This is a genomic window from Bradyrhizobium sp. LB11.1 (assembly GCF_040549385.1).
Lineage (GTDB): Bacteria > Pseudomonadota > Alphaproteobacteria > Rhizobiales > Xanthobacteraceae > Bradyrhizobium.
This window is the reverse complement of sequence record NZ_JBEPTH010000001.1, coordinates 191,393-218,109: the sequence shown is the minus strand read 5'-3', so window position 1 is coordinate 218,109 and position 26,717 is coordinate 191,393. Positions and strand designations below refer to the sequence as shown.

21 protein-coding genes are annotated in these 26,717 nt (G+C 64.6%); 15 read left to right on the top strand and 6 right to left on the bottom strand.

The features are described 5' to 3' along the window. Window positions 1-93: 93 nt before the first annotated feature. Entirely contained in the window at window positions 94-840 is a 747-nt protein-coding gene (locus tag ABIA96_RS00955; protein WP_354135142.1) for a 2OG-Fe(II) oxygenase, read from the top strand. 9 nt (window positions 841-849) lie between these two features. Further along, window positions 850-1,503 (top strand): DNA oxidative demethylase AlkB, encoded by a 654-nt coding sequence (gene alkB, locus ABIA96_RS00950; RefSeq protein ID WP_354135141.1) that lies wholly within the window; start codon window positions 850-852, stop codon window positions 1,501-1,503. Window positions 1,504-1,620: 117 nt separating this feature from the next. On the opposite strand, the gene ABIA96_RS00945 is transcribed toward alkB, so the two are convergent. From ABIA96_RS00945 to hpaH, 6 genes are read right to left on the bottom strand one after another with little or no spacing between them, the layout of a single operon-like run. Next, window positions 1,621-3,246, bottom strand: a complete 1,626-nt coding sequence (locus tag ABIA96_RS00945; RefSeq protein ID WP_354135140.1) for a thiamine pyrophosphate-dependent enzyme — start codon at window positions 3,244-3,246, stop codon at window positions 1,621-1,623. Between the two features lie 22 nt (window positions 3,247-3,268). After that, window positions 3,269-4,138: a fumarylacetoacetate hydrolase family protein gene (locus ABIA96_RS00940; protein ID WP_354135139.1), complete on the bottom strand. Its 870-nt coding sequence runs from the start codon at window positions 4,136-4,138 to the stop codon at window positions 3,269-3,271. A gap of 3 nt (window positions 4,139-4,141) precedes the next feature. Next, a complete protein-coding gene (gene hpaD / locus ABIA96_RS00935; RefSeq protein ID WP_354135138.1) occupies window positions 4,142-5,125 on the bottom strand; it encodes a 3,4-dihydroxyphenylacetate 2,3-dioxygenase in 984 nt (327 codons plus the stop codon). Window positions 5,126-5,151: 26 nt separating this feature from the next. After that, entirely contained in the window at window positions 5,152-6,690 is a 1,539-nt protein-coding gene (hpaE, locus tag ABIA96_RS00930; protein ID WP_354135137.1) for a 5-carboxymethyl-2-hydroxymuconate semialdehyde dehydrogenase, read from the bottom strand. Further along, a complete protein-coding gene (locus ABIA96_RS00925) occupies window positions 6,683-7,081 on the bottom strand; it encodes a 5-carboxymethyl-2-hydroxymuconate Delta-isomerase (protein ID WP_354135136.1) in 399 nt (132 codons plus the stop codon). The genes hpaE and ABIA96_RS00925 overlap by 8 nt, the downstream gene beginning before the upstream one ends. A gap of 32 nt (window positions 7,082-7,113) precedes the next feature. Beyond that, on the bottom strand, window positions 7,114-7,920 hold the full coding sequence (hpaH, locus tag ABIA96_RS00920) for a 2-oxo-hept-4-ene-1,7-dioate hydratase (protein WP_354135135.1): 807 nt from the start codon (window positions 7,918-7,920) through the stop codon (window positions 7,114-7,116). Between the two features lie 127 nt (window positions 7,921-8,047). Between hpaH and hpaR the strand changes: the two genes are divergently transcribed. The 13 genes from hpaR to ABIA96_RS00855 all read left to right on the top strand — a co-directional run bounded on the left by hpaR (window position 8,048) and on the right by ABIA96_RS00855 (window position 26,475). Further along, a complete protein-coding gene (gene hpaR, locus ABIA96_RS00915) occupies window positions 8,048-8,566 on the top strand; it encodes a homoprotocatechuate degradation operon regulator HpaR (RefSeq protein WP_354135134.1) in 519 nt (172 codons plus the stop codon). A 298-nt stretch (window positions 8,567-8,864) separates the two neighbouring features. After that, window positions 8,865-10,010, top strand: coding sequence for an ABC transporter substrate-binding protein (locus tag ABIA96_RS00910; protein ID WP_354135133.1), 1,146 nt, complete (start codon window positions 8,865-8,867; stop codon window positions 10,008-10,010). A gap of 84 nt (window positions 10,011-10,094) precedes the next feature. Beyond that, complete coding sequence (locus ABIA96_RS00905) at window positions 10,095-10,967, top strand: branched-chain amino acid ABC transporter permease (RefSeq protein ID WP_354135132.1); 873 nt, start codon at window positions 10,095-10,097, stop codon at window positions 10,965-10,967. Beyond that, window positions 10,964-12,742, top strand: coding sequence for a branched-chain amino acid ABC transporter ATP-binding protein/permease (locus ABIA96_RS00900; RefSeq protein WP_354135131.1), 1,779 nt, complete (start codon window positions 10,964-10,966; stop codon window positions 12,740-12,742). The genes ABIA96_RS00905 and ABIA96_RS00900 overlap by 4 nt, the downstream gene beginning before the upstream one ends. Beyond that, entirely contained in the window at window positions 12,742-13,470 is a 729-nt protein-coding gene (locus ABIA96_RS00895; RefSeq protein ID WP_354135130.1) for an ABC transporter ATP-binding protein, read from the top strand. Before ABIA96_RS00900 ends, ABIA96_RS00895 begins: the two co-directional genes overlap by 1 nt. A 16-nt stretch (window positions 13,471-13,486) precedes the next feature. Then, complete coding sequence (locus ABIA96_RS00890; protein ID WP_354135129.1) at window positions 13,487-14,572, top strand: malate/lactate/ureidoglycolate dehydrogenase; 1,086 nt, start codon at window positions 13,487-13,489, stop codon at window positions 14,570-14,572. Between the two features lie 142 nt (window positions 14,573-14,714). Beyond that, a complete protein-coding gene (locus tag ABIA96_RS00885) occupies window positions 14,715-15,491 on the top strand; it encodes an HpcH/HpaI aldolase family protein (protein WP_354135128.1) in 777 nt (258 codons plus the stop codon). A 92-nt stretch (window positions 15,492-15,583) separates the two neighbouring features. Continuing rightward, window positions 15,584-17,107: a UxaA family hydrolase gene (locus tag ABIA96_RS00880; RefSeq protein ID WP_354135127.1), complete on the top strand. Its 1,524-nt coding sequence runs from the start codon at window positions 15,584-15,586 to the stop codon at window positions 17,105-17,107. 192 nt (window positions 17,108-17,299) lie between these two features. Further along, window positions 17,300-20,569, top strand: coding sequence for a transglutaminase family protein (locus tag ABIA96_RS00875; protein WP_354135126.1), 3,270 nt, complete (start codon window positions 17,300-17,302; stop codon window positions 20,567-20,569). Window positions 20,570-20,596: 27 nt separating this feature from the next. Then, a complete protein-coding gene (locus tag ABIA96_RS00870) occupies window positions 20,597-23,134 on the top strand; it encodes a circularly permuted type 2 ATP-grasp protein (RefSeq protein ID WP_354135125.1) in 2,538 nt (845 codons plus the stop codon). Beyond that, entirely contained in the window at window positions 23,131-24,009 is an 879-nt protein-coding gene (locus tag ABIA96_RS00865) for a transglutaminase family protein (protein ID WP_354135124.1), read from the top strand. Before ABIA96_RS00870 ends, ABIA96_RS00865 begins: the two co-directional genes overlap by 4 nt. Before the next feature lie 178 nt (window positions 24,010-24,187). Then, the gene (locus ABIA96_RS00860; protein ID WP_354135123.1) at window positions 24,188-24,844 is read left to right on the top strand and encodes a formyltransferase family protein; all 657 of its coding nucleotides are present in this window, start codon (window positions 24,188-24,190) and stop codon (window positions 24,842-24,844) included. Further along, a complete protein-coding gene (locus ABIA96_RS00855; protein ID WP_354135122.1) occupies window positions 24,841-26,475 on the top strand; it encodes a tetratricopeptide repeat protein in 1,635 nt (544 codons plus the stop codon). The genes ABIA96_RS00860 and ABIA96_RS00855 overlap by 4 nt, the downstream gene beginning before the upstream one ends. The last annotated feature ends 242 nt before the right edge of the window (window positions 26,476-26,717 follow it).

Sequence of the window (26,717 nt, the reverse complement as noted above, 5' to 3'; positions counted from 1 at the left end):
AGACACTCCGGATTGCTTCGCTGCGCTCGCAATGACGGGAGAGAATCGGGAATCGGGTGGCAAGGGGCGGAACTGCTTGCGAAGGTGGCAGTCATGACAGCAACAGCACGCAAATCGTCCCAAACTTCATCCGCCGACCTGGCCGCCCACGTCGACACCCTCGATTGGCCTCAAATCACCGCCGAGCTCGATACCCAAGGCTGCGCCGTCCTGAAGGGCTTGCTGACGCCGGACCAGTGCCGCACCGTCGCCGGCCTCTATCCCGACGACGCGCACTTCCGCAGCCGCATCGTCATGGGCCGCCACGGCTTTGGTCGCGGCGAGTACAAATATTTCTCCTATCCGCTGCCCGATCTGATCGCGGAGCTGCGCCCGGCGCTCTACTGGCATTTGCAAGGCGTTGCTAACAGATGGAACGAGGCGATGGGGATCGACATCCGCTATCCCGCAGCACATGCGGCATTCCTGAAGCGCTGTCACGATGCGGGCCAGCCGCGGCCGACGCCGCTGCTACTGCAATACGAGGCGGGCGACTTCAATTGCCTGCATCAGGATCTCTATGGCGAGCACGTGTTCCCGCTCCAGGTCGCGATCCTCCTGTCTGAGCCCGGCCGCGACTTCACCGGCGGCGAGTTCGTGCTGACCGAGCAGCGCCCGCGCATGCAGTCCCGCGCGGAAGTGGTGCCGCTGGCGCAGGGCGATGCGGTTGCCTTCGCTGTGCATCATCGTCCGGTGCAGGGGACACGCGGCACTTATCGCGTTAATCTCCGTCACGGTGTCAGCCGGATCAGGTCCGGGCAGCGCCATACGGTTGGTGTGATCTTTCATGATGCCAAATGAGCACTGCGATTGACGGCTGATCTGTTCGACAGCGTTGCCGAGGCGCAGCCGTCGCGCGAGGAGATCGCCGACGGCGCGGTGCTGCTGCGCGGCTTCGTCAGGCCGATCGAGAACGAGCTGATCGAAGCGGTGCGCGCGATCGTGGCGCAGTCGCCGTTCCGCCGCATGACCACGCCCGGCGGCTATCAGATGTCGGTGGCGATGACCAATTGCGGCGAGCGCGGCTGGATCACCGATCACACCGGCTATCGCTATGATCCGATCGATCCAAGAACCGGGGCGCCGTGGCTCGCGATGCCGCCCGTTCTCCGCGATCTGGCCCGCCGCGCGGCGGAGCAGGGCGGCTTTCAAGACTTCGCGCCCGATGCCTGTCTCGTCAACCGCTACGAGCCCGGCACGCGGCTGTCGCTGCATCAGGACAAGGACGAGCTGGATTATTCGGCGCCGATCGTCTCGGTCTCACTCGGCTTGCCTGCGACCTTCCTGTTCGGCGGCCTGGCGCGCAGCGACAAGCCACGGCGCTTCCGGCTCGTCCATGGCGACGTCGTGGTCTGGGGCGGGCCGTCCAGGCTCGCCTATCACGGCGTGGCGCCGCTTGCCGACGGCGAGCACGCACTGCTCGGCCGGAAGCGGATCAATTTGACCTTCCGCCGGACGCGCTGATCTATCTCCTCATCCTGTGGAGCCTGCGAACCAACCATCTCGAAAGATGAAAGCCGAGCTGCGAGACGCGGGCCTCTATGGTTCGAGACCGCGCTTCGCGCTCCTCACCATGAGGGTCTACGGCTTCGGCGGGTGAATGAACGCCCACGGGCTGACTTCGGAGTCTCGCGTGACCTCGACCGAGATCAGGTACGGCCCGCTGTGGCTAAGCGCCTTCTCCATCGCCGCCTTGAACTGGTCCGGTGCGGTAACGCGCGCTGATGCCACACCGAAGGACTCCGCGAGCTTCACGAAATCAGGATTGACCAGATCGGATGCTACCACGCGGCCGTCGAAGCGTTCGCGCTGATCGCGGCGGACATTGCCATAGGCGTTGTTGTTGAACACCAGCGTCACCACGCCGATGTTGAATTGCACGGCGGTAGCAAGCTCCTGCACACCGAACATGAAACCGCCGTCACCTGTGATCGCCACCACCGGCTTGTCGGGGTTCGCGACCTTTGCGCCGAGCGCAGTCGGGAAACCCGAGCCGAGAGTGCCCTGATAGCCTGACGTGATGAAGGTGCGCGGCTCGTAGATCGGAAAACCGTACCAGGAGGCGAAGCCGAACTGCGATAGTTCATCGGTCACGATCGCGTTCGCCGGCAGCACGTCGCGCAGGATGTTCAGGTACGCCATCTGCGGCTGGATGCGCTGGATCTCTGCCAGCGCGGTCGCACTGGCCTCGCGGATCGCGGCGCGGCGGCCGGCGGTCTTGCTGTAGCCGGCCTTGCTGACGGCGGCCGCGAGATCGGCGGTCGCGGCCCTGGCGTCGGCGACGATGGCGGTGTCGGAGATGAAGCGTCGCATCTCGACCGGATCGATGTCGATGCGGATGCTCTTCAATCCGTCCGGGCGATAGGGCCAGCGCGACATGGTCGGCAGCTCCAGCCGCGAACCGATGCCGATCATGAGATCGGTCTTCGGCCAAAGCTTGTAGGCGGCGGCCATGGTGAGGCCGAGCTCGTGCGCATTGGAGACGATGCCGCGGCCACTGCGGAAGGCGACGACGGGCGCGTCGATCATCTCGGCGAGCTCGAGGATTTCCTCGCGCGCTTCGATCGCGCCGCTGCCGACGAAGATCATCGGCGCCTTGCTAGCCTTGATGAGCGCTGCGGCCTGCTTGATCATATAGGGGTCAGGCCGCGGCGCGGACAGCGGCTCCAGCACCTGTGCGGCGGCGGTGTCCGCGCGCTGCGTAAAAATGTCCCACGGCATTTCGACCGAGGCGGGGCCGCGCCGTCCCGATGTCATCTCCTGGAAAGCGCGTGCCACGGTGGTCGGCGCATTGCCGGGATGTTCGATGCGGTCGGCCCATTTCACATAGGTGCGGAGCGTCGCGAGCTGGTCCGGCATCTCGTGCAGATGACCGCGGCCCTTGCCGAGAAACTGCGTCGGCACCTGTCCGGTGACGCACAGCACCGGCTCGTTGCAGCCGAAGGCGGTGAGCAGCGCCGCGCTGGCATTGAGCACGCCGGGGCCGGGCACCACGCTGAACACACCGGGCCTGCCGCTGGAGCGCGCATAGCCGAACGCCATGTAGCCGCAGGCCTGCTCATGCCGCGCGCCGATCACACTGAGCTGGGCCTGGTGGAAAGCGTCGAACAGGCCGTAGACCTGCGCGCCGGGCAGGCCGAACACGGTATCGACGCCGTGGGCGACGAGCCCGCTGACAATCGCTTCGCCGCCGGTGAGGGTGGTCATTCTGCTATTCCACTTCGATTGTTCAGGCTTCGTCGACGACGCCGTTGCGCAACGTGCCGATGCCTTCGGCTGCGACCTCGATGACGTCACCGGGTTTCAAATAGCGCGGCGGATCGAACCGCGCACCGGCGCCGGTCGGCGTGCCCGTGACGATGATGTCGCCGGGCACGAGCGTCGCGAAGGTTGAGATATAGCTGATGAGGTAGCGGAACGGAAACATCAGCCGGCTGGTGCGGTCATCCTGCCGCAGCTCGCCGTTGACATGCGTGGTGAGCCTGACGTCGGCGATCTGCGCTTCCCTGGTGTAGGGCACGAGCCAAGGCCCGAGGCTGCCGCTGGAATCAAAATTCTTGCCCTGCGTCACGTTGAATTTTGCATGGCGCAGCCAATCGCGCACCGAGCCTTCGTTGCAGAGCGTCAGCGCGGCGACGTGCTCGAGCGCGGCACTCTCGGCAATGTGCCGGCCGGGCTTGCCGATCACCAGCACGATCTCGCCCTCATAGTCGAGCTGCGCGGATGCGCGTGGGCGCACTAGCGGTGCGTCGTGGCCGACGAAGGAGCGCTGGCTCCGCATGAACATGCTCGGATATTTCGGCGCGTCCTGGCCGTCCTTGTACTCGGCGTTGCGGTCGGGATAGTTGACGCCGATGCAGATGATCTTTTCCGGTGCGGGCACCGGTGGCAGCCAGGTGATGTCGCCGAGCGCGTGATCAGGCGTCAGGCTGGCGGCCTCTTCAGCGAGGCTTGCGAGCTTTCCGGCGGCGATCACGTCGCGCAGCGTCGGATAGTCTTTTGCGTGGCGCGGGGAGAGGTCGACGATGCCGCCCTCCAGCACGGCGCCGTAGCGCGTTGCACCCTTGATGGAATAAGTGGCGAGGCGAGGGAGCTTCATCGTTTAATCCGCCACCAGCACGTCGGCCACGAATTTTGGCTCACGCACGGCCTGGCCAGAGAACGGCGAGCCTTGCTCGAACCAGGAGCGTGGCGCAGGTGCGCCCCACAATGTCTGGCGGCGTGGATCGCGCAGCGACCAGCGCAACGGCTCGTGGTCGTGATCCCCAGTGAAATAGTCGCTGGTGTAGAGCTCCAGCCGATGTCCGTCAGGATCGCGCACATAGAGGAAGAACGCATTCGAGATGCCGTGGCGGCCCGGGCCGCGCTCGATGTTTTTGACAAAGCCCGCCGACGCCATGACGTCGCAGAGATGAATGATGTTCATCGCCGTCGGCGTCCAGTAGGCGAAATGGTGCAGGCGGGGGCCCTTGCCGTTGGTGATGGCAAAATCGTGGACGTTGCCCTTGCGATGCATCCAGGCCGCCGCGATGCGGCCGTTCGGTCCATCTTCCTCCGCATATTCAGTGAGGCGGAAGCCGAGCCGCGCATAGAACTCGACGGTGTCCTGCACTTCGGCGGCGAAGACGTTAAAATGGTCGAGCCGCTGCGGGTGACAGCCCTTGTAGAGATCGAAGCGGCGGAGCAGATGCGGCCGCCGGTCCATCGACGCGTAGAGCTCAATCTGGAACCCGAAAGGATCGGTGAACTGAAGGGTGCGGCCCTGAAACGGTTGGTCGACAAAGGCGTAGGCGAGGCCGTTTTCGGAGAGAAACTTTGCGGCCTTGTCGAGATCGCCATCGTTGCCGACCTTGAAACCGAGCCGGGCGCAAGCGGACACCGCGGCTTTCCGCAGCACCAGCGAGTGATGCTGATGCTCCTCGGCGGCGCGCAGGTACACGAATTTGTCGTCGGCATCCTCGACATGCAGGCCGACAATTGTCTCGTAGAACGCGCGGCTCAGCTTCAGGTCGGTTACGTCGAGCACGACGTGGCTGGAGCGGATGATGTTGAACGGCGGCTCGAAGATGTGCTGCGGTACGGGCATTGCGTTTCCCCTCGGAACGACGAGCGTCAGATTCCCAGTTTCTGAATCTTGTGCGTGCCCCGCGCCAGCGAGACGTGCTTGGTTTCCATATAGAAGTCGAAAGAGTAATCGCCGCCATCGCGGCCGATGCCTGATGCCTTCATGCCGCCGAACGGCGTCGGCAGATGCCGGACGTTTTCCGAGTTCAGCCAGATCATGCCGGCTTCCAGCGCGTCCGCGACGCGCAGGCCCCGGCCCATATCGTTGGTCCAGACATAGCCGGTCAGGCCATAGCGGATATCGTTGGCGATCTCGATCGCCTGTGCCTCGTCCCTGAAGGGCAGCACGGTGAGGAAGGGGCCGAACACCTCCTCCTGCGCCACGCGCATCTTTCCGCTCGCGCCGGTCACCAAGGTCGGCTCGACATAGTGCCCGCCGCCCGGGCCGTCATAGGCCTTGCCGCCGACCGCGATCACAGCACCGTCCTGGCGCGCGACGTCGAAATAGGAGCAGACCTTGGCCAGGTGCCGCTCGTGGATCAGCGGGCCAATCTCGGTCGCGGGATCGAGGGGGTGACCGACCCTAAGTGCCTTCACGCGCGCGGTCAGCTTCTCGATGAATTTGTCCGCGATGTTCTGCTGGATCAGCAAGCGGCTGGAGGAGGTGCAGCGCTCGCCGTTGAGCGAGTAGATCATGAACACCACCGCATCGAGCGCACGGTCGAGATCGGCATCGTCGAACACGATCACGGGGTTCTTGCCGCCGAGTTCGAAATGCACGCGCTTGAGGGTGGGGGCGCCCTGAATCATGATGGCCGAACCCGTCGCGCTCTCGCCGACGAAACCGATCGCCTTGATCGCGGGATGTTCGGTCAGCGCCTTGCCCGCCTCTTCACCCAAACCATGCACGGTGTTGAGCACGCCGTCGGGCACGCCGGCTTCCTTGACGAGCTTGGACAAAATGCTGGCCGTCACCGGCGACCATTCGGCCGGCTTGTGCACGACCGTGCAGCCGGCCGCCAGCGCAGGGGCGATCTTCCAGGTCGACAGCATGAACGGTGTGTTCCAAGGCGTGATCACGCCGATGGGACCGATCGGCACGCGCGTCGAGACATTCCAGTGCTCGTCGCTCGGCGTGTTCTGGCCGTCGCGCGCCTCGGCGCATCTGTCGGCGAAGAAGCGGAAGTTTTCGGCAGCGCGGATCGCGGCCTTGGCCATGAAGCGATAGGCCTGCCCGGTGTCGACGCACTCGAGCACCGCGATATCGTCGGCGTTGTCCTCGATGGCATCGGCGACGCGATGCAGCAGCTTCTTCCGCATCGCCGGGCCCATGTCGCGCCAGGACTTGAAGGCGAGCGCGGCGGCGGTGGCCGCAGCGTCGATGTCCTCGGCATTGCCACGGGCCACGCTCGCAAGCATCGCGCCATCGACCGGCGACTTCGTCTCAAAAATCTGGCCGGAGATCGAGGGCACGATCTTGCCGTCGATCATGTGGCCGATGCCTTCCGCCTGCAGCTTCTTCAGCAGCGGTGCCGCGCGGTCGCGGTTGGCCTGGAACACATCGGCTTTCGGCGTGGGCTTATCCATGGGAAGTCTCCACTTTCAATGCATCGTGGATGTTGTTGCGCTTCCAGCTCGTGTCCTTGTCGTTGATCTGCATGTCGAACGATAAAGCGAACTTGCTGGCGGCGAAGACGGGATCGAGATGTTTGGACAGTACCTGGAAGACATGCTCGCCGGCCTTCTGGCGGGTCGGAAGATCGCGGCCTTCGCCGATGCGCAGCACCATGTCGAGAAAGCCGTAATCGTTCCGCGCATCCGCGATTGCGTAGTGCTCGCACCTGACGGCGCGGACGCGGATGCCGCCGAGCGGGAAGATGCCGGTCTCGACCGCCGCCTTGCGCACCACTTCGCACACGATGCCGATGTCGAGACGGCTATCGAGATTGGCTGAATATTCGATCGTGAAATGCGGCATGGCGGTTTCACTCCCTGCGTGATCTTATAGCTTTAGGCGAAGTAGCAGCTGACCGAGCCGTAGGCGCCATAGTCGGCCTGAATCGTGTCGCCCTTGCGGGTCTCGATGGGGCGGATGAAGGAGCCGGCGAGCACGACCTGGCCGGGCTCCAGCGCCACCCCGAGCGGCGCGATCTTGTTCGCGAGCCAGGCGACCGCGGTCGCAGGATGATTGAGCACGCCGGCGGCAAGGCCAGTCTCTTCGAGCTGGCCGTTCCTGAAGCAGAGCGCACCGATCCAGCGCAGGTCCGCGTCGAGCGGGCGGATCGGCCGGCCACCGAGTACGATGCCTGCATTCGCGGCATTGTCCGCGATGGTGTCGTAGATTTTTCGCGTTGCCTTGGTCTTGGGATCGACGCGCTCGATGCGCGTGTCCAGGATTTCCAGCGCCGGCACGACGAAGTCGGTGGCGTTGAGCACGTCGAACATGGTGCAATCGGGGCCGGAAAGGCGCTTGTTCATGACGAAGGCGAGCTCGGCCTCGACGCGCGTCGCGATGAAGCGCTCGGTCGGGATGAGGCCGCCATCGGCGAAGAACATGTCGTCGAGCAGCACGCCGGAATCCGGCTCGTTGATGTCAAGCGCACTCTGCATCGCCTTCGAGGTCAGGCCGATCTTGTGGCCTTTGACGACGCGCCCCTCGGCGATCTTGATGTCGACCCAGGCCTTCTGAATCGCGTAGGCATGGGCGATGGTGATGTCGGGAAAATCCTGCGACAGCTGCCGGATCTGCACGCGGGTCTTCTCCGCCCGGTGCAGACGGTTCGCGCAAGTCTGGATATCGTCTTTGGAAAGCGCCATCGGTGGTCTACCAAAATCGTGGTGCCCGAAAATACTTAACATGTTAAGTGAATACGTCAAACACATATTCGGGCTTGCTGCACTGCAAACATTCTGCGGTTTGAAAGGGCGTCTTTGAAAGGGCGACATGGCGAAGAAATCCACTGATCCCACCAACGGAAGCGCGCCCGGCGCGCGCCAGGTGCCGATGCGCGACTTCTCGCGCTCGCTGCCGATGTCGCTGCTGCGCGCACGCGAAGCGGTGATGCGGCAATTTCGCCCATCGCTGCGCGAACATGGCCTGACCGAGCAGCAATGGCGCATCCTGCGCGCGCTCGCGTCCATCGATGCCGCCGAGGTCACGGAACTTGCGCGCACCGCATTTCTCCTTGGGCCAAGCCTGTCGCGCATCCTGCGTGATCTCGAGGCGCGCAATTTGATCGAGCGCAAGACGGCGAAGACCGATCAGCGACGCAGCATGGTTTCGATCTCCAGGGAGGGGGTGAAGCTGATGGCCTCGGTCGCGCCGTCCTCGGAAGCGATCTATGCCGAGATCACGCAGCGCTTCGGCGCACGCAAGCTCGCCGAGTTGCAGGAGATGCTCGGAGAGTTGGAGTTGTGCCTTGCCTCTGTGGATGCGCGTGACGAAATCACGGACGATGCGTAACGGCAAATTTGCATGATGACTTTCCCCTCACGCATGACTGTCGTCATTGCATAAAGCGTAGGCAGTGCTCCCGACGCGAATTGCCCTGGAAAAGCAGGTGAGAATAGATCTCCGCCGCAGGTGTTGATCACCTCTGGGGCGCGAGCTCTGCGCACTCGGTCGGTGAACATCTCAATATCAATTTACTCACGCCGGGAGAATCCGTAAGTAGCATCCGGCTCTGTATTCAGTGACAAGGCCAAGATAGCGCCAAGACCAAGAAGGGCCGACAAGGATGCCCGGCCCCAGGGAGGAATGAATGAAACTGACGAGACGCGACTTCGCCGCCGGTATTGCTGCCGGTATTGCCGCGCCATACCTCATCAAGAGCGCAAATGCGCAGGGCGCCACCATCAAGATCGGCATGTGCGCGCCCGTCACGGGTCCCGCCGCTGAATCCGGCGGCTACGCCGTCAAGGGCGCCAAGCTCGCACTCGAAGCCGTCAACAAGGCCGGCGGTATCCTGGGAAAGCGGGGCGAGTTGATCGTCGAGGACGACCAGACCACCAATCCCGGCATCGTGCTCGCCTTCTCCAAGCTTGCCTCGCAGCCCGACATCGTCGGCTTCCTCGGCTCGATCCGGTCGACTCAGGTGCATGCGATGGCGCCCGACGTCATCAAGCTCGGCAAGCCCGTGATGATCGGCGGCACCGATCCGAACCTCACCCATATGGGCAATCAGTGGCTGTTCCGCTGCCGTCCCAATGACAGCTATTCCGGCCGCGTCATCGCCGAATACGGCGTCAGCACGCTGGGCAAGAAGAAGTGGGCCGTGCTGCACTCGACCGATGCGTTCGGCACCGCCGGCGGCAAGGCGTTGACGGAAGCACTGACCAAGGCCGGCGCCCCGCCGGTGCTCGATCAGGGCTACGCCAACCAGAGCCAGGATTTCACCCCGGTCGTGCTTGCGATCAAGCAGTCGGGCGCCGACATCCTCGGTTCCTACTTCACCTTCGAGAACGATCTCGGCATCTTCGCCCGGCAGCTCCGTCAGCTCGGTGTGAACATTCCGTGGGTCGGCTCGCCCTCGATCGTCAACATCACTGCACTGAAGCTTGCGGGGCCGGCGCTGTACAACACCTACGGCGTGGCTGATTATGCCGAGAATTCGAGCGAAGGTTCGAAGGCGTTCGGCAAAATCTACCGTGACGCGGTCAAGGTCGCGCCCGATAACCAGAGCTCCTGGACCTTCGATGCCATCAACGTGCTGACGCAGGCCATCAACAAGGCCGGCACGACCGATCCGACCAAGATCCGTGAAGCCATCCTCGCGATCAAGAAGTTCCCGGGCGCTGAGGGCGAGTATAATTTCGACCAGAACGGCGACGGTCTCCACGGCTACAACATCGTGAAGAACGACAAGGGCGCCATCGCCTTCGACAAGCACATCGAGTTCAACGACTGACGTTGAAACGACCTCCCCGATTCCGATCGGGGAGGTCGTTACGTCTATCAATGGACGAATCTGACCTCCAACAGAACGCTTGTCATGGATCTCGCCCTCCAACTCCTGTTTACCGGCATCGGTATCGGTGCCGTCTACGCGCTCGTGGCGCTCGGCTTCGTGCTGATTTTCCGAGCCACCAACGTGGTGAACTTCGCCCAAGGCGAATTCTCCATGGTCGCGGCTTACCTGATGGTTGTCGCGGTCGAGGCCGGTCTGCCCTATTGGGCGGCCTTCATCGTCGCGCTGCTCGGCATGGCGCTGCTCGGTGTCGTCTTCAATCTCGGCGTCTACTATCCTCTGCGTCACCGCACCTACCTGCCGGTGATCATCGCCACCATCGGCGCCTCGATCCTGCTCGCCAATTCGGTGCTCGCGATCTACGGCCCGCAGCCGCAGGTGCTGGAAGGCTGGTTTGAAACGCCTGGCATCCAGCTCGGCCCGGTCTATCTCGACAGCCAGTATCTTCTGATTATCGGCGTCACGATCTGCCTCGTGATCTTCAATTTCTGGTTCTTTGAGAAGACGCTGCTCGGCAAGAAGCTGCAGGCGACTTCGCAGGACAAGGAGATGGCCTCGCTGCTCGGCATTTCCGTCTCCACGATGATCATGATCACCTTCATCTATTCCGCCGTGCTTGGCGGACTCGCGGGCATCCTCGTTGCGCCGGTACTGTTCGTCTCGATCCAGATGGGTTCGACGATCGCGCTGAAGGCCTTTGCGGCGACCATCATCGGCGGCTTCGGCGATGTCGCCGGCGCCATCATCGGCGGTCTCGCGCTCGGCGTGATCGAGACATTCGGCGCCGCCTATATCTCAGTGCCCTACAAGGACGGTTTTGCCTTCCTGGTGCTGATCGCCTTCCTGATCTTCCGGCCGCAGGGCATCTTCGGCGAACGCGTAGCGGAGAAGGCATGAGCGCCCCCAGCGACAACATGCCGATTCCGGCCCCCGCCATTCACTCCAAACCGCTGCTCGTCAGGCACCTGCCGTACTTCATCGGCGCGGCGATCCTGGTTGCGCTCGCGGCCAACATGAACTTCGACGGATACGTTCACAACATCCTGCTCCAGGCTACGACATTTGCGATCGCCGTGTTCGGGCTGTCGGTGGTGCTCGGCCTTTGTGGTCAGATCAATCTGGCGCAAGCCGCGTTCTTCGGGCTCGGCGCCTATGCGGTCGGCATCGGAACGACGGATCTGCAAGTGAGCTTCTGGCTGTGCCTCGTTGGGGGCTGCCTGATCTCGCTGCTCGCCGGCGCCCTCTTGGGCATGTCGACCCTGCGACTTGGTGGCCATTATCTCGCGATGGTCACGATCTCGTTCCAGCAGATCGTCACGCTGGTGATGATCAACGCGATCTGGCTGACGCATGGTCCGGATGGTGTCGCCAACATCAAGCGCCCGGACCTGTTCCAGTCGTCGCAAAGCTATCTCGCCTTCTGCGTCGCGATGCTGGCGATCGTCGGCTATCTGGTCTGGCATCTCTCCGATACAAAACTCGGCCGCGCCATGCGCGCGGTGCGCGACAACGAGCTCGCGGCCGGTGTCAACGGCATCGACGTCTTCCGCACCAAGATCTACGCGTTTGCGCTCTGCGCGCTGCTCGGGGGTCTCGCGGGCGGATTGTTCGCCGGCGGCTTCGCCTATGTCAGCCCCGATCAGTTCTCTTTCGCAGAATCGATCGTGTTCCTGACCATGTCGCTGCTCGGCGGCGTGGCCTCGCCGATCGGCTCGGCGATCGGCACGGGTCTGTTGATCCTGATCCCGGAATGGTTGCGCTTCCTCAAGAGCGTGCCGGGCCTGTACCTCGCCATCTACGGCCTGTTCGTGATCCTGATCATCCGCTTCATGCCGGATGGCATGTGGGGTTTTGTCGCCGATGCGTTCACGCGCTGGCGCGAGAAGATCAAGGCGACGCCGGCCGCAGCCACGCTGCAGTTGAAGCCCGCGAGCGTCGGTGGCGACACCGTGCTGGAAGTTACAGGCCTGTCGAAGCATTTCGGTGGCCTCAAGGCCGTCGACGGCGTCGATATCGCAGTGAAGCGCGGCGGCGTGCATGCGCTGATCGGGCCGAACGGTTCGGGCAAGACCACGACGCTCAACGTACTTTCGGGCCTGTATGTGGCGACGTCCGGCAAGATCGTGCTCGACGGCACCGACATCACCCACATGCCGCCGCATCAGCGCACGGCGTCGGGCCTCGGGCGCACGTTCCAGAACATCCGCCTGTTCCGTTCGATGACGGCGCTGGAGAACGTCGAGATCGGCGCGGAGCGGCCCGGCAACACCATGGTCGGGAAAGGCGACGACGCCCTGACCGAACGTGCGATGGAGGCGCTCACCTTCGTCGGCCTCGGCAACCGCGCCAACGAGCTGATCTCGAGCTTCTCCTACGGCCATCAGCGCCTGATCGAGATCGCGCGTGCGCTGGCGTCGAACCCGACGCTGCTGCTGCTCGACGAGCCCGCCGCCGGTCTGAACTCGACGGAGAAGCTGGAGCTGCACGAACTGCTCAAGCGCATCGCGGCGCAGGGGCTCACCATCCTGATTATCGATCATGATATGACGCTGGTCTCGGAAGCAGCCCAGCACATCACCGTGCTCAACTTCGGACGCCGCATCGCGGACGGCGAATCCATGGCCGTGCTGCGTCACCCCGACGTCGTCTCCGCCTATCTCGGGAGCGAATGATGCCGTTGCTCGAAATCCGCAATCTCGTGGTGCGTTACGGCGAGATCGAAGCGCTGCGCGGCGTGACCTGCGCCGTAGAGCAGGGACAGGTGGTGACGCTGCTTGGCGCCAACGGCGCCGGCAAGTCGACGACCCTGCGCGCCATCTCCGGCCTCGCCAAGCCGACCTCCGGTGACATCCTGTTCGACGGCAAGTCGATCGCGGGTCTCGGTCCGGAAGCCATCGTCCGCATGGGCATCAGCCACGTGCCCGAAGGCCGTCGCGTGTTTCCGGGGCTGACGGTGAAAGAGAACATCATGCTCGGCGCATCCAACCGCCGGGCCGCGACTTCGGAGATTTCGCGCGAGGCGGATGCGATGTTCGACCTGTTCCCTGATATCCGCAAGTTCAGCAACGTGCTCGGCTGGACGCTGTCCGGCGGCCAGCTCCAGATGGTGGCGGTCGCGCGCGGGTTGATGGCCAAGCCGCGGCTTCTGCTGCTGGACGAGCCGTCGCTCGGCCTTGCGCCCGTGATCGTGCAGGCCGTGTTCAAGATCATCTCCGAGATCCGGCGCAACACGACCGTGTTGCTGGTCGAGCAGAATGCGCGTATGGGCCTGTCGGTCGCCGATTATGGCTATGTGCTGGAGACCGGCCGCATCGTGCTCGGCGGCAAGCCCGACGAGCTCTGGGGCAACGAAGCGATCCGCGCCGCCTATCTCGGCGGTCATGCCAAGGTGAGTGCGTAACTGGAGAAATCCTTCGATGGTCACGATCCAGGTTCAGAACCTCATCGATTTCGTCGGGGAAGTCTTCGGCCACGCCCAGTCCTCGCCTGAAGAGGCGAAACGGATCGCGACTTATCTGACGACAGCCAATCTCACCGGTCATGACAGCCATGGCGTGATCCGTGTGCCCGTCTACATTCGCTGGCTGAAGACGGGCTTCGTGGTCCCGAACCAGACCGCGGAGATCGTCGTCGACACGCCGTCACTCGCGGTGGTCGACGGCAAGTTCGGTTACGGCCAGACCGTGACGCCGCAGGCGGTCCGGATAGGTATCGAGAAATGCAAGAAGGCGGGCTTGGCTGCTGTTGCACTGCGCAATGCCGGCCATATCGGCCGCGTCGGCGATTGGGCCGAGATGGCCGCCGCCGAAGGGCTGGTCTCGGTGCATTTCGTCAACGCAGCCGGATCGCTGCTGGTGGCGCCGTTCGGCGGCGTCGAGAAGCGGCTCTCGACCGCGCCCTATTGCGTCGGCATCCCGCGCGAGGGCCAGGATCCGATCGTGCTGGATTTTGCGACCTCGGTCGTGGCCGAAGGTAAGGTGCTGGTCGCCAGCCGTGGCGGCAAAAAGCTCCCCAAGGGCGCGCTGGTCGATGCCGACGGCACCCTGAGCGAGGACCCGGTCGTTCTTTACGGGCCGTTCACGCCGGAAGGGCCCCGTGATCACACCAAGGGCACCGGCGCGATCCGTGCCTTCGGCGACCACAAGGGCTCGGGCCTCGCCTTCATGTGCGAGCTGCTCGGCGGCGCACTGACCGGAACCGGGGCCACGTCGGGCGATCGCCGCTTCGCCAACGGCATGCTGGCCTTCTATATCGATCCGAAGGTTGTCGATACCTCCCATGTCTTCGATGCAGAGGTCACGCGCTATACTGATTTCATCCGCGCCACCAAGCCAATGGCAGGGGTCGATCAGGTGCTGATTCCCGGCGATCCCGAGCGGAAAACCCGCATCGAGCGCGGCAAAAACGGCATCCCCTTGCCGGATGACACCTGGGCGGCGATAGTGAACACCGCCCGCGAGGTCGGCGTCAGCGAAGTCAGCATTCAGAGGGCGACCGCATAGGTCTTGCGTCATTGCGAGCGTAGCGCGGCGATCCCTTTAGCGGTAACACCGGGGTCGTGCTGTCGCGGCGCTTGGCGCGGTGACGACGATCCAAACAACACGGTCCAAAAACACGGTCCAAACAACGAAGAAGGAAGGCAACGTGGCGAACAAGGTCAAGGAAATCTGGAAGTCGGGCAAGGCCGTGGTCAACGCGTGGCTCGCGATTCCCTCCGGCTTCTCGGCTGAGATGATCGCGCAATGCGGTTTCGACAGCGTCACCGTCGACATGCAGCACGGCGTGCAGGACTATCAGTCGATGGTGCAGTGCTTCCAGGCGATGGACAAGCATCCGGTGACCCCGATGGTCCGCGTGCCCTGGAACGAGCCCGGCATCATCGGCAAGGTGCTCGACGGCGGCGCCTATGGCGTGATCTGCCCGATGGTCAACACGGCGCAGGAAGCCAGGAACCTCGTCTCCTATGCGAAGTATCCGCCGAAGGGTGTGCGCTCCAATGGTCCGATCCGCGCCGGCATGTACGGCACCGCGGGCTCCTACCAGAAGACCGCCAATGACGACATCGTGCTGCTGCCGATGATGGAGACGAAGACCGCGGTCGAGAACATGGAAGCGATCCTCGACGTCGAAGGCCTCAACGGCGTCTATATCGGTCCGTCCGATCTCGGCTTCTCCTACGGCCTCGAGCCGAAGCTCGATCGCACCGAGCCCGAGATCCTCGCGATCTACGACAAGATCATCAAGGAATGCGACAAGCGTGGGCTGTTCCCGGGCATCCATTGCAGCGGCGCCGAAGGTGCGGCGCGCGCCATCAACATGGGCTTCAAGCTCGTGACGCTCTCGAACGAGGTCGGCATGATGACCACGTACGCCAAGATGCAGGTCAACGCGACCCGCAAGGATGCCGGCGGCAAAGCGTAAGACTCGCGAATGGCGAATGGGGAGTGGCGAATAGTGCTGCTCCCCTTTTCCATTCGCCACTCGCTATTCACTATTCGCGACAGGAGATTCCCATGACCATCAGCCCCGTCATCCGCCTGCATCCCGATGATGGCGTGCTGATTGCGCGCGCAAGCCTGCCGCCGGGAACATTGGTGGCAGACGGCGTCACCACGGTCGAACGCATTCCCTCCGGCCACAAGGTCGCGATCAAGCCGATCGCGGTGGGCGAGCCAGTGATCCGCTACGGCCAGATCATCGGTTTTGCGACCATGCCGATCGCGCCAGGTCAGCATGTGCACGTGCAGAACATCGGCATGGGCGATTTCGCCAAGGACTACGCCTATTGCGCCGACGTCAAGCCGACGCCGAACTTCGACCTGCCGGCGACATTCGAAGGCATCCGTCGCCCGGACGGCCGCGTCGCGACGCGCAACTATATCGGCATCCTCACCTCGGTGAATTGCAGCGCGCATGTCGCGAGCCTCGTCGCCGACGTCTTCAAGAAGAATCCCTTCACCGGCGACAATCCGCTGGCCGAATTTCCCAATGTCGACGGCGTGGTCGCGCTGACCCACAAGACCGGCTGCGGCATGACGCAGAACGAGCCGCTCGCGCTGCTTCGCCGCACGCTCGGCGGCTATGCGCGGCACGTGAACTTCTCCCACGTCATCGTGCTTGGGCTGGGTTGCGAGGTGAACCAGATCGGCGGCCTGATGGAAGAGCAGAAGCTCGCCGGCCGCCTGCGCGCGATGGACATCCAGGAAGTCGGCGGCACCCGCAAGACCGTGGAAGCCGGCATTTCCTTCGTGCGCGAGGCGCTCGCTGACTCCAACAAGGTCAAGCGTGAGTCCGTGCCCGTGAGCGAACTGACTGTAGCGCTGCAATGCGGCGGCTCGGATGGCTATTCCGGCGTATCGGCCAATCCGGCGCTTGGCGCGGCGAGCGATCTCATCGTGCGTCACGGCGGCACTGTCATCCTGTCGGAGACGCCGGAGACCTACGGCGCCGAGCACCTGCTGACGCGCCGCGCGGTGAGCCGCGAGGTCGGCGAGAAGCTGGTCGATCTCATGCGCTGGTGGGACGAGTACACCGAGCGCGAGGGCGCCGAGATGAACGCCAATCCGAGCCCCGGCAACAAGGCCGGCGGCCTCACCACCATTCTGGAAAAGTCGCTCGGCGCGATGGCCAAGGCCGGCACCACCAATCTCGTCGACGTGCTGCGTTACGCCGAACCCGTGACGAAGCGCGGCTTCGTGTTCATGGACACGCCCGGCTACGATCCGGTCGCGGCGACCGGCCAGGTCGCCGGCGGCGCCAACCTCGTCTGCTTCACCACCGGCCGCGGCAGCGTGTTCGGCTGCAAACCCGCGCCCTCGATCAAGCTCGCCACCAACACGCCTATGTACAAGCGCATGGAAGAGGACATGGACGTCAACTGCGGCACCATCCTCGAAGGCGAGGAGAACGTGCAGGAGTGCGGCCAGCGCATCTTCGATCTCATCCTGAAGACCGCATCCGGCCAGCCGACCAAGAGCGAAAGCTTCGATTTCGGCGGCGCCGAGTTCGCGCCCTGGGTGCTTGGCGCAACGATGTAGAGTGACCTGGTAGCCCGGATGGAGCGGAGCGAAATCCGGGATGACGTGATCCGCGGATGAAGAATCCCGGATTGCGCTGCGCTCCATCCGGGCTACGGGGACACTTCCTAGGCACGGTCTGCACGTTGTTAGTGCTTGATCGCACTGACACCAGGTGTTCTGCTCAAAAAAGCTGCTGGAGCACCGCACCCCGTGTCGATCTATGTCGCGCTACACCACGTCACGCACTACAAATACGACCGGCCGATCGACCTGGGACCGCAGACCATCCGCCTGCGGCCAGCGCCGCATACGCGCACGCCGATCCTGAGCTATTCGCTCAAGGTCACTCCAGCCAATCATTTTGTGAACTGGCAGCAGGACCCGCAGGGCAACTGGCTCGCGCGCTACGTCTTCCCGGAGAAGACCACCGAACTGAAATTCGAGGTCGACTTCACGACGCAGATGACCGTGGTCAACCCGTTCGACTTCTTCGTCGAGCCCTATGCCGACAGCTTTCCGTTCGCGTATCCGAAGGACCTCAAGACCGAGCTCGCGCCATATCTCGAGGCCATCAAGCCTGATCCTGCATTCGCAAAATATCTCGCCTCGATCCCGCGCGAAGCGCCGAACACGGTCAACTTCCTGGTCGATCTCAACCGGGAGCTGCAACAGCGGATCAGCTACGTGATCCGCATGGAGCCCGGCGTGCAGACGCCGGAGGAGACGCTCACGTCCTGCGCTGGATCGTGCCGTGACTCCGCCTGGCTCCTGATCCAGACCTTCCGCCATCTCGGTCTCGCTGCGCGCTTCGTCTCCGGATATCTCATCCAGATCCGTCCCGACATCGATCCGATCGAGGGACCGCCGGAAGTCGAGAACGATTTCACCGATCTGCACGCCTGGGCCGAGGTCTATCTGCCGGGCGCGGGCTGGATCGGCTTCGACGCAACGTCGGGCATGCTTGCGGGCGAGGGGCATATCCCCGTTGCGGCCACGCCGCATTATCGCTCGGCAGCGCCGATCTCCGGTGGCGCCGCTTTTGCCGAGGTCGAATTCGCCTTCGACATGAGCGTCCGGCGCATCCGCGAGGCGCCGCGCATCACAAAGCCGTTCTCCGACGAATCCTGGGCGCGGCTCAACGATCTCGGCGAGCAGGTCGACGGCGATCTTGCTGCGCAGGACGTGCGGCTCACCATGGGCGGCGAGCCGACCTTCGTTTCCGTTGATGACCTCGAAGCGGCGGAGTGGAATACCGAGGCCGTCGGCCCGACCAAGCGCGCGCTCGGCGACGATCTGATCCGCCGCCTGCGCACGCGCTTCGCGCCGGGCGGGCTGCTGCATTACGGCGAGGGCAAATGGTATCCGGGCGAGAGCCTGCCGCGCTGGGCGTTTGGTCTCTACTGGCGCAAGGACGGCGTGCCGATCTGGAAGAACGCGGACCTCATCGCCAAGATCGAGAATCCCAGGCGTGCCCAGACCGAGGACGCCGAGGATTTCATGGAAGGCACGGTGGCGCGGCTCGGGCTCGATCCAGGCTACATCATTCCGGCCTATGAGGACACCGTCTACTGGCTCCAGAAGGAGGCCGAGCTTCCGATCAACGTCGATCCCTCCGATTCCAAATTGTCCGATCCGGAGGCGCGCGCGCGCATGGCGCGGGTCTTCAGTCAGGGCCTCCGCGCGCCCCGCGGCTTCGTGCTGCCGGTGCAGCGCTGGAACGCGCCGCCGCGCTGGCGCAGCGAGCGCTGGCAGCTCCGGCGCAATCATCTGTTCCTGATGCCGGGCGATTCACCGCTGGGCCTGCGCCTGCCGATCGGCTCGCTCGGCCACGTCCCGCCCGATCAATATCCCTACATCGTCCAGCAGGACCCGATGGAAGCGCGCGGCAAGCTGCCGGTGTTCACGCCGCCGGCGAGGCCAAGAGCGCCGCCGCGGGTCGCGCCCGAGCAACTCAACACCGCCGTTCCCGTCCGAACTGCGCTGTCGATCGAAGTTCGCGACGGCGTGATCTGCGCATTCATGCCGCCGGTCGAGCGCATCGAGGATTATCTCGAGCTGATCGCAGCGGTCGAAGCCACGGCCGAGGAGATGCAGCTCCAGGTTCATGTCGAAGGCTATGCGCCGCCGTTCGATCCGCGCATCGAGGTCATCAAGGTCACGCCAGATCCCGGTGTCATCGAGGTCAACATTCAGCCGGCCAAGAGCTGGCGCGAAGCGGTCGAGATCACCTCCGGCCTCTATGAGGACGCGGGGAAGGTGCGCCTCGGCGCAAATCGCTTCCTTGTTGACGGCCGCCACACCGGCACCGGCGGCGGCAATCACGTCGTGATCGGCGGCTCGAGCCCACAGGACTCGCCGTTCCTGCGCCGGCCCGATCTCTTGAAGAGCCTGGTGCTGTACTGGCAGCGGCATCCGTCGCTGTCCTATTTCTTCTCCGGCCTCTTCATCGGCCCGACCAGCCAGGCACCGCGCATCGACGAAGCGCGCCACGACAGCATCTACGAGCTCGAAGTCGCGCTCTCGCACGTACCGCCGCCGGGCTACCAGACGCCGCTATGGCTGGTGGACCGGCTGTTTCGGCATCTGCTCGTCGACATCACCGGCAACACCCATCGCGCCGAGATCTGCATCGACAAGCTCTATTCGCCTGATGGCCCGACCGGCCGGCTCGGCCTCGTCGAATTCCGCGCGCTTGAAATGCCGCCCGATCCGCGCATGTCGCTGGCGCAGCAGCTGCTGATCCGCGCCCTGATCGCAAAGTTCTGGCGCGAGCCGCAACAGGGCAAGTTCGTGCGCTGGGGCACCGCGCTGCATGATCGCTTCATGCTGCCGCATTTCATCTGGGAGGATTTTCAGGACGTGCTGTCCGAGCTGAAGGAGTCCGGTTATGCCTTCGAGCCGGAATGGTATCTGGCCCAGCTCGAGTTCCGTTTTCCCGCCTTCGGCCGCATCCATCATGGCGGCGTGACGCTGGAGCTGCGGCAGGCGCTGGAGCCCTGGCATGTGCTCGGCGAGGAAGGCTCGGCCGGCGGCACCGTGCGCTATGTCGACAGCTCCGTCGAACGTCTCCAGGTCAAGGCCGAGGGCTTTGTCGAGGGCCGCCACATCATCACCTGCAACGGCCGCCGCCTGCCGATGACCTCGACAGACCGATCGGGCGAAGCCGTCGCTGGTGTCCGCTTCAAGGCCTGGCAGCCGGCCTCCGGCCTGCATCCGACCATCCCGGTCCACGCGCCCTTGACCTTCGACCTGATCGACACCTGGAACGGACGCTCGCTCGGCGGCTGCGTTTACAACGTCGCCCATCCCGGCGGCCGCAGCTACGAGACCAAGCCCGTCAACACCTACGAGGCCGAGGCGCGGCGGCTGGCGCGCTTCCAGGACCACGGCCATACGCCCGGTCCGATGCAGCCGCCGTCTGAGGAACGCACAAATGAATTTCCGCTGACCCTCGACTTGCGGACTCCCCTCCTGCAATGAGTATGATGGTGGGGCAGGGAGAGGCGCATGGGCGAGGGCGCAGCCGAACAGGACGACAAGGCGGGTAAGGCGTCAGGACAGCGCGAAAGCCAGCGTGAAGGCCAGCGTCGCCTCGCGCAATGGGTCCGCGACTATCGCCGCCTGCCCGGCATCCCCGACGAATTCCTGGGGCCCGATGGCGCCCCGCGCGCGGTCTGGAGCCGCTTCTTCGATGCCTTTGGCGGGCTCGCGCCTGATGAGGTCGAGCGGCGCTTCGGCATGGCCGACCGCCACCTGCGCGAGGCCGGCGTCACCTACCGCGCACCCGGCGACAGCGCCGACCGGCCGTGGTCGATCAGCCATTTGCCGCTTCTGATCGACGAGGCCGACTGGAAGCAGCTCTCGGCCGGCATCACCCAGCGCGCCGAGCTGCTCGAGCTCGTGCTGCGCGACATCTATGGCGAGGGGAAGCTGGTCGCGGAAGGCGCGCTGCCCGCGGGCGCGATTGCCGGCAGCCCCGAATATCTCCGCCCGGTCTGTGGCGTGCCGCCGCCCGGCGGTCGCTACCTCTCGCTCTATGCCGCCGATGTCGGCCGCGGACCCGACGGCCGCTGGTGGGTGCTCGGCGACCGCACGCAGGCGCCGTCAGGCGCGGGCTACGCGCTGGAGAACCGCCTGGTGCTGTCGCGCGCCTTCTCCGATCTCTACACATCGATGAACGTGCCGCGTGTCGCGCCGTTCTTCGAGGCATTCCGCGACTCGCTTCGCGCACGCGCCGACCGCGACGAGCCGCGCATCGGTGTGCTCACGCCGGGCAGCTTCAGCGAGACCTATTTCGAGCACGCCACGCTTGCGCGCTATCTCGGCTTCCTGCTGGTCGAGGGCGACGATCTCGCCGTCAGCGACAATCGCATCCACATCCGCACGGTTGCGGGGCTGAAGCGGCTCGATGTGCTGCTGCGCCGTGTCGATTCCAACTCGCTCGATCCGCTCGAGCTCGATGCCTCGTCGCATCTCGGTGTGCCCGGCCTGATCGACGTGCTGCGCAAGGAGGGCGTCGTCCTGGCCAATATGCCGGGCTCGGGCGTGCTGGAGGCGAGGGCGCTGCTCGGTTTCCTGCCAGCGCTGAGCCGCCGCCTGCTCGGCGAAGAGCTGAAGATGCCGCATATCGCGACCTGGTGGTGCGGCCAGCGCTCGGCGCGCGAAGAAGTCTTGTCGCGGCTCGACGAGGTCGCGATCGAAGGCGCCTACCGGCGCGGCGTTCCCGGCTTCGAGCGAAACGGCCCGGTGCTTGCGAGCGAGCTCGACGCGGCCGGGCGTCAGCGCCTGATCGATGGCATCAGCGCGCGCGGCATGGATTATGTCGGCCAGGAGGTGGTGCGGCTTTCCACCATGCCGGTGTGGGAACAGGGCCAGCTCACGCCGCGTCCCTTCGTGCTGCGCGTGTTCGCAGCGGCGACGCCCGACGGCTGGGCCATCATGCCCGGCGGCTTCTGCCGGATCGCCGAGCAGGCGGATGCGCGCGCGGTGTCGATGGGTGACGGCGCGCGCGCCGCCGACGTCTGGGTCGTCTCGGGAAAGCAGGTCTCGGCCGCCTCGCTGCTGCCGACGACCGACAAGGTCCGCATTCGCCGCATCGCCGGCGTGCTGCCGAGCCGCGCCGCGGATAATCTGTTCTGGCTTGGCCGCTATCTCGAACGCGCCGAGGCGACGCTGCGGCTGGTGCGCGCCTTGAGCTCGCCGAGCGGGCCCAACAAGGGCACCGCGGCCTCGCTGCAATCGGCCGAACGGATTCAGCGCCTGCTGGTGACCTGGGGCGCGATCTCGCAGACCTCTCGCGCGGCACCGGGACGCATCGTGGCCGAAGCGTTGCAGAGCCCGGAGCGTTTGGGCTCGGCCCTGTCGCTGGTCCGCGCCGCCCAGCGTACGGCGACCTCCCTGCGCGAGCGGCTGTCGCCCGATGCCTGGCAGGTCATCATCGAGATGGCCGACCGGCTGGCCTACGAGGTCGAGGGCGACGACAGCGTGCTGAGCGCGGCGGAGCTGACCTTGCAGGAGCTTGCGAGCTTCGCAGGGCTGGCGCAGGAGAACATGAACCGCGCCGCCGGCTGGCGCTTCCTCGACATCGGCCGCCGCGCCGAGCGCGCCATCAACACCGCGCGTTTTGCCCGACAATTTGCTTATGACGAGGCCGGCGACGAAGACCTCGATATCCTGCTGACGCTGGTGGATTCCCAGATCACCTATCGCTCGCGCTATTTGCTGGCGCCGCTCCTGGCGCCGGTGCGCGACCTCGCGGTGCTCGATCCCTACAATCCGCGTTCGGTGGCGTTCCAGGTGACCGCGCTGAACGAGCATATCTCGGCACTTCCCAGCCTGAAGGAGCATGGCCTGATCGAGCAGCCACAGCGGCTTGCGGTGGCGCTGCAGTCCATGCTGGCGACGGCTGAGGCCGAGAAGTTAGAAGTCAAAACCCTGTTCGCGCTGGAGCAGGATCTGCTTAGCCTGGCGGAGGCGATCGGGCTGCATTACTTCCCGCACGGCACCAATGCGAGCCGGCCGGAAAAGCTGACGGGGCTGGCGTGATCTACGACATCCGGCATGTCACCACCTATGAGTACGAAAGCCCGGTCAGCTTCGCCCGCTGCACGCTGCGGCTGGAGCCGAAGGACGGCAACGGCCAGGAATTGATCTCGCACAAGGTCGAGATCCGTCCGCGTCCCTCCGAGCGCACCGTTCGGCGCGACTTCTTCGGCACGCTGACCGAGAGCATCGTGATCGAAGCCGCGCATCGCAGTTTGCGCATCGACTCGCGCTCGCGCGTCTCCGTCTCGCGCAAGCCACCGGCGCGCGATGCCGCGACCCCGGCGTGGGAGAGCATCCGTGACATCGCGTTCGAAGCGACAAGCCTCGGGCCGTCCTCGCCGGTCGGCTACGTCTTTGCGAGCCCGCTGGTGCCGGTGCTGCGTCCTGTCAGTGCCTATGCTGCCGAGAGTTTTGCGTCAGGCGCAGGTATCCTTGCGAGTGCGGTCGATCTCATGCATCGCATCCGCACCGAGTTTCGCTACGACCCCAAGGCCACGGTGATCTCGACGCCGCTCAACGAGGTCTTCGACAAGCGCCACGGCGTCTGCCAGGATTTTGCCCATGTCATGATCGCAGGGCTGCGCGGCCTCGGCCTGCCTGCGGCCTATGTCAGCGGTTACCTGCGCACCATTCCGCCGGCTGGGCAGCCGCGTATGCAGGGCGCGGACGCGACGCACGCCTGGGTGTCGCTGTGGTGCGGAGCGGAGCTCGACTGGGTCGATTTCGATCCGACCAACGATCTCCTGGTCGCCAACGATCACATCGTGCTGGCGGTCGCCCGCGACTTCTCGGACGTCTCGCCGGTCGACGGCATCATCGTCGGCTCGCCGAAGCAGAAGCTCGGCGTCGCCGTGGATGTGCTGCTGGTGGAGTGACCGTAGTTTCACCGATTCCCCTCTGTGAACGAATGCGTCCAGGTGCGGGAAATTTGTTTCGGTGTGTTTCCTGGATGGTGCGAACGGCGGTTCATTAACACGCTGTTAACGCTACCCCGCGACATATTGGCTCACATTCAACGTTGCTGAAGCCGAGCCGATGGTCGAGGAACTTGCATTGCTGACAGACGCCGCCGAGCAGGTGGCGCTGTCGCGGATCTTGCGAAGTTTCAGACCGGATCTGGTGGTCTGGCCGGTCTCGAACATCGATGAGCTTCGCAAGCTCGATACCGTGCTCCTTCGCAACGCCCGGCTCGTCGCCTTCGCGTCCGGCGCTATCGTGCCGCCAGACTTGCTCGCGCGCTTCGGCCATGGCGCCTACAATTTTCATCCGGGGCCGCCGAGCTATCCGGGCTGGGCTCCGGCCCATTTTGCACTCTATGACCGCGCAGACGCGTTCGGCGTGACCTTTCACGCCATGGCCGAGCGGGTCGATTCCGGCGCGATCCTCGATGTTGTGTCGTTCCCGATTCCGCAAGGGTGCACTCTCATGAGGCTCGGTGAACTCGCCTACGCGCATTTGCTGCAATTGTTCGAAGTGTGGGCGGAGCCATTGGCGTGCGAGCCGTCGCTGATGCCGCGCTGTGCGCTGTCCTGGAGCGGCCGCACCAATACGCGCCGCAGCTACCGGGACGCCTGCGACATCCCGCTGGATATTTCCAGGGACGAGCTGTGGCGTCGCATGCGCGCCTTCGGTGGCAATCATTACGGCGTCGCGCCGGCGATCAATCTGCATGGTGTCACCTTCACGGCGTCACCTCCGGAGAGCGCATGACGTCATCATCGATGGCCCTCGCGCTGCCCGCCACCGGTACGCCCTCCATATCCGATCTGCTGCGCGCGGGGCGCGAGCACTACCGGCGCGGCGAGATCAGGCCCGCGATCGCGGTGTTTCAGGCCGGGCTCGCGCTCGCGGCCACGGTGTCGATCGGCGTCGCCGTCGACGGCGTCGCCGATCTGCACGCAGCGCTCGCCAACGCCTTCATGCTCTGCGATGACATCGGCTCCGCGGCCGAGAACTACAAGGCGGCCTTGCGCATCGCGCCGCATCTCGTCGCCTGCTGGTGCAATCTCGGCATCGTCCATCAGCGTAGCGGCCAGACCCAGGACGCGATCTCGCTTTACCTGGAGGCGCTCCGGCGCAATCCTGGCCACCGGCCGTCGCGCACGAATCTGATCCAGGCGCTGGCCGCAACCAGGCAGTTCGCAATCGCGCGGACGCTGCTGCTCGAATTGCTCGAGGAGACGCCGCAGGATGCCGACCTCCGCAGCCAGCTCGGCAAGGTCTGCTTCGAGCTTGGCGAGACCGAGGAGGCGGTGGTGCAGTTCGAGCGGGCCGTGGCGCTGGCGCCCGGACAGGCCGAGAATTTCTACTGGGTCGGAGCGATCCGTCAGGCGCGCGGCGAACTGGAGGCGGCACCATCCGCCTACGCCGACGCCGCGCAAGCGCATCCGATCCTGCGCAGGTCCGCCACCCAATCGCCGCCGGCGTTTCGGGCGTTGGCGTTGTTTGCGCCCTTCGTCGGCAACACACCGGTCGAATTTCTCTTTAGGGATTGCGCCTACCAGACCAGCATCCTGTCGCTGTGGCCCGGCAGCCGGCCGGATGTCGCGCTGCTCGCGCGCGAGGCTGACATCGTCGTCAACCTCGTCTCCGATGCCGACCAGGGCGCGGAGGTGCTTCCGCTCGCCATTGCGATCGCACGCAGCCTCGGCAAGCCCGTGGTCAACGATCCCTTGAAAATCCAGAACACCACGCGCGACGCGACGGCTTTGGCACTCGCCGACGTCGAGGGCTGCCGCGTGCCGCGCACGATCCGTATCGCTGCCGGCTGGGGGCTTCCCGACGGCCTCGACCTCGTCCTTCCCGTGCTGGCGCGCCAGGCCGGCATGCATGGCGGAGACGTCTTCGAGAAGCTCGACGATGTCGCGGCGCTGACCGCGTTCCTCGCGGCACATGCGGACCACGACCGCTATTTGATTGACTTTATCGACTATCGCTCCGCCGACGGCTTCTTCCGCAAGTACAGATTCTTGTTCATCGGCGAGGAGATCCTGCCCTATCATCTGGCGATCGGAGACGAGTGGAAGCTGCATCGCGACGCGACGGACATGGGGTCTCATGCCTGGATGCAGGACGAGGAGGAGCGTTTTCTGCGCGCGCCGGAGCAGGTTTTTGGCGCCGCCCATCATCAGGCGTTGCGAGCCATTCGCGATCGCATCGGCCTCGACTATTTCGGCATCGATTGCGGGCTCGACCGGACCGGCCATCTTGTCGTGTTCGAGGTCAACGCCTCCATGCTGGTGCACGACCAGAATCCGGAATTTCCTTACAAGGACCCGTACATCCGCAGGATCAAGGTCGCATTCGACGGAATGCTCGAACGCTTCGCGCGCGGGAATTGACGCCGTAGCCCGCAACGCGGTGCAGGCGCGCCCGGCCGCGGTGGACGCCCGGCTCTCGCACGTCCTTCCTCACAAGATGAACGGTCGGCCATTGACCGGGCTGGCGTGTCCTCGCATGGCCCGGCCGTGGGTGCATCGAACTGTGGCCGCAACCGTGATGTTGCGCGGCGGCGCAATATCATATTTACGTATTTTTGTTCCCGGATTTGGCCAGTCGCCCCAGATTGAGCTATGCTGATCCT

What these genes read in the sequence shown, in the direction of transcription:
- ABIA96_RS00955 (WP_354135142.1), top strand. Translation starts at nt 94, where the DNA reads ATGACAGCAACAGCACGCAAATCGTCCCAAACTTCATCCGCCGACCTG.
- ABIA96_RS00945 (WP_354135140.1), bottom strand. Translation starts at nt 3,246, where the DNA reads ATGACCACCCTCACCGGCGGCGAAGCGATTGTCAGCGGGCTCGTCGCC.
- ABIA96_RS00940 (WP_354135139.1), bottom strand. Translation starts at nt 4,138, where the DNA reads ATGAAGCTCCCTCGCCTCGCCACTTATTCCATCAAGGGTGCAACGCGC.
- hpaD (WP_354135138.1), bottom strand. Translation starts at nt 5,125, where the DNA reads ATGCCCGTACCGCAGCACATCTTCGAGCCGCCGTTCAACATCATCCGC.
- hpaE (WP_354135137.1), bottom strand. Translation starts at nt 6,690, where the DNA reads ATGGATAAGCCCACGCCGAAAGCCGATGTGTTCCAGGCCAACCGCGAC.
- ABIA96_RS00925 (WP_354135136.1), bottom strand. Translation starts at nt 7,081, where the DNA reads ATGCCGCATTTCACGATCGAATATTCAGCCAATCTCGATAGCCGTCTC.
- hpaH (WP_354135135.1), bottom strand. Translation starts at nt 7,920, where the DNA reads ATGGCGCTTTCCAAAGACGATATCCAGACTTGCGCGAACCGTCTGCAC.
- hpaR (WP_354135134.1), top strand. Translation starts at nt 8,048, where the DNA reads ATGGCGAAGAAATCCACTGATCCCACCAACGGAAGCGCGCCCGGCGCG.
- ABIA96_RS00910 (WP_354135133.1), top strand. Translation starts at nt 8,865, where the DNA reads ATGAAACTGACGAGACGCGACTTCGCCGCCGGTATTGCTGCCGGTATT.
- ABIA96_RS00905 (WP_354135132.1), top strand. Translation starts at nt 10,095, where the DNA reads ATGGATCTCGCCCTCCAACTCCTGTTTACCGGCATCGGTATCGGTGCC.
- ABIA96_RS00900 (WP_354135131.1), top strand. Translation starts at nt 10,964, where the DNA reads ATGAGCGCCCCCAGCGACAACATGCCGATTCCGGCCCCCGCCATTCAC.
- ABIA96_RS00895 (WP_354135130.1), top strand. Translation starts at nt 12,742, where the DNA reads ATGCCGTTGCTCGAAATCCGCAATCTCGTGGTGCGTTACGGCGAGATC.
- ABIA96_RS00890 (WP_354135129.1), top strand. Translation starts at nt 13,487, where the DNA reads ATGGTCACGATCCAGGTTCAGAACCTCATCGATTTCGTCGGGGAAGTC.
- ABIA96_RS00880 (WP_354135127.1), top strand. Translation starts at nt 15,584, where the DNA reads ATGACCATCAGCCCCGTCATCCGCCTGCATCCCGATGATGGCGTGCTG.
- ABIA96_RS00870 (WP_354135125.1), top strand. Translation starts at nt 20,597, where the DNA reads ATGGGCGAGGGCGCAGCCGAACAGGACGACAAGGCGGGTAAGGCGTCA.
- ABIA96_RS00855 (WP_354135122.1), top strand. Translation starts at nt 24,841, where the DNA reads ATGACGTCATCATCGATGGCCCTCGCGCTGCCCGCCACCGGTACGCCC.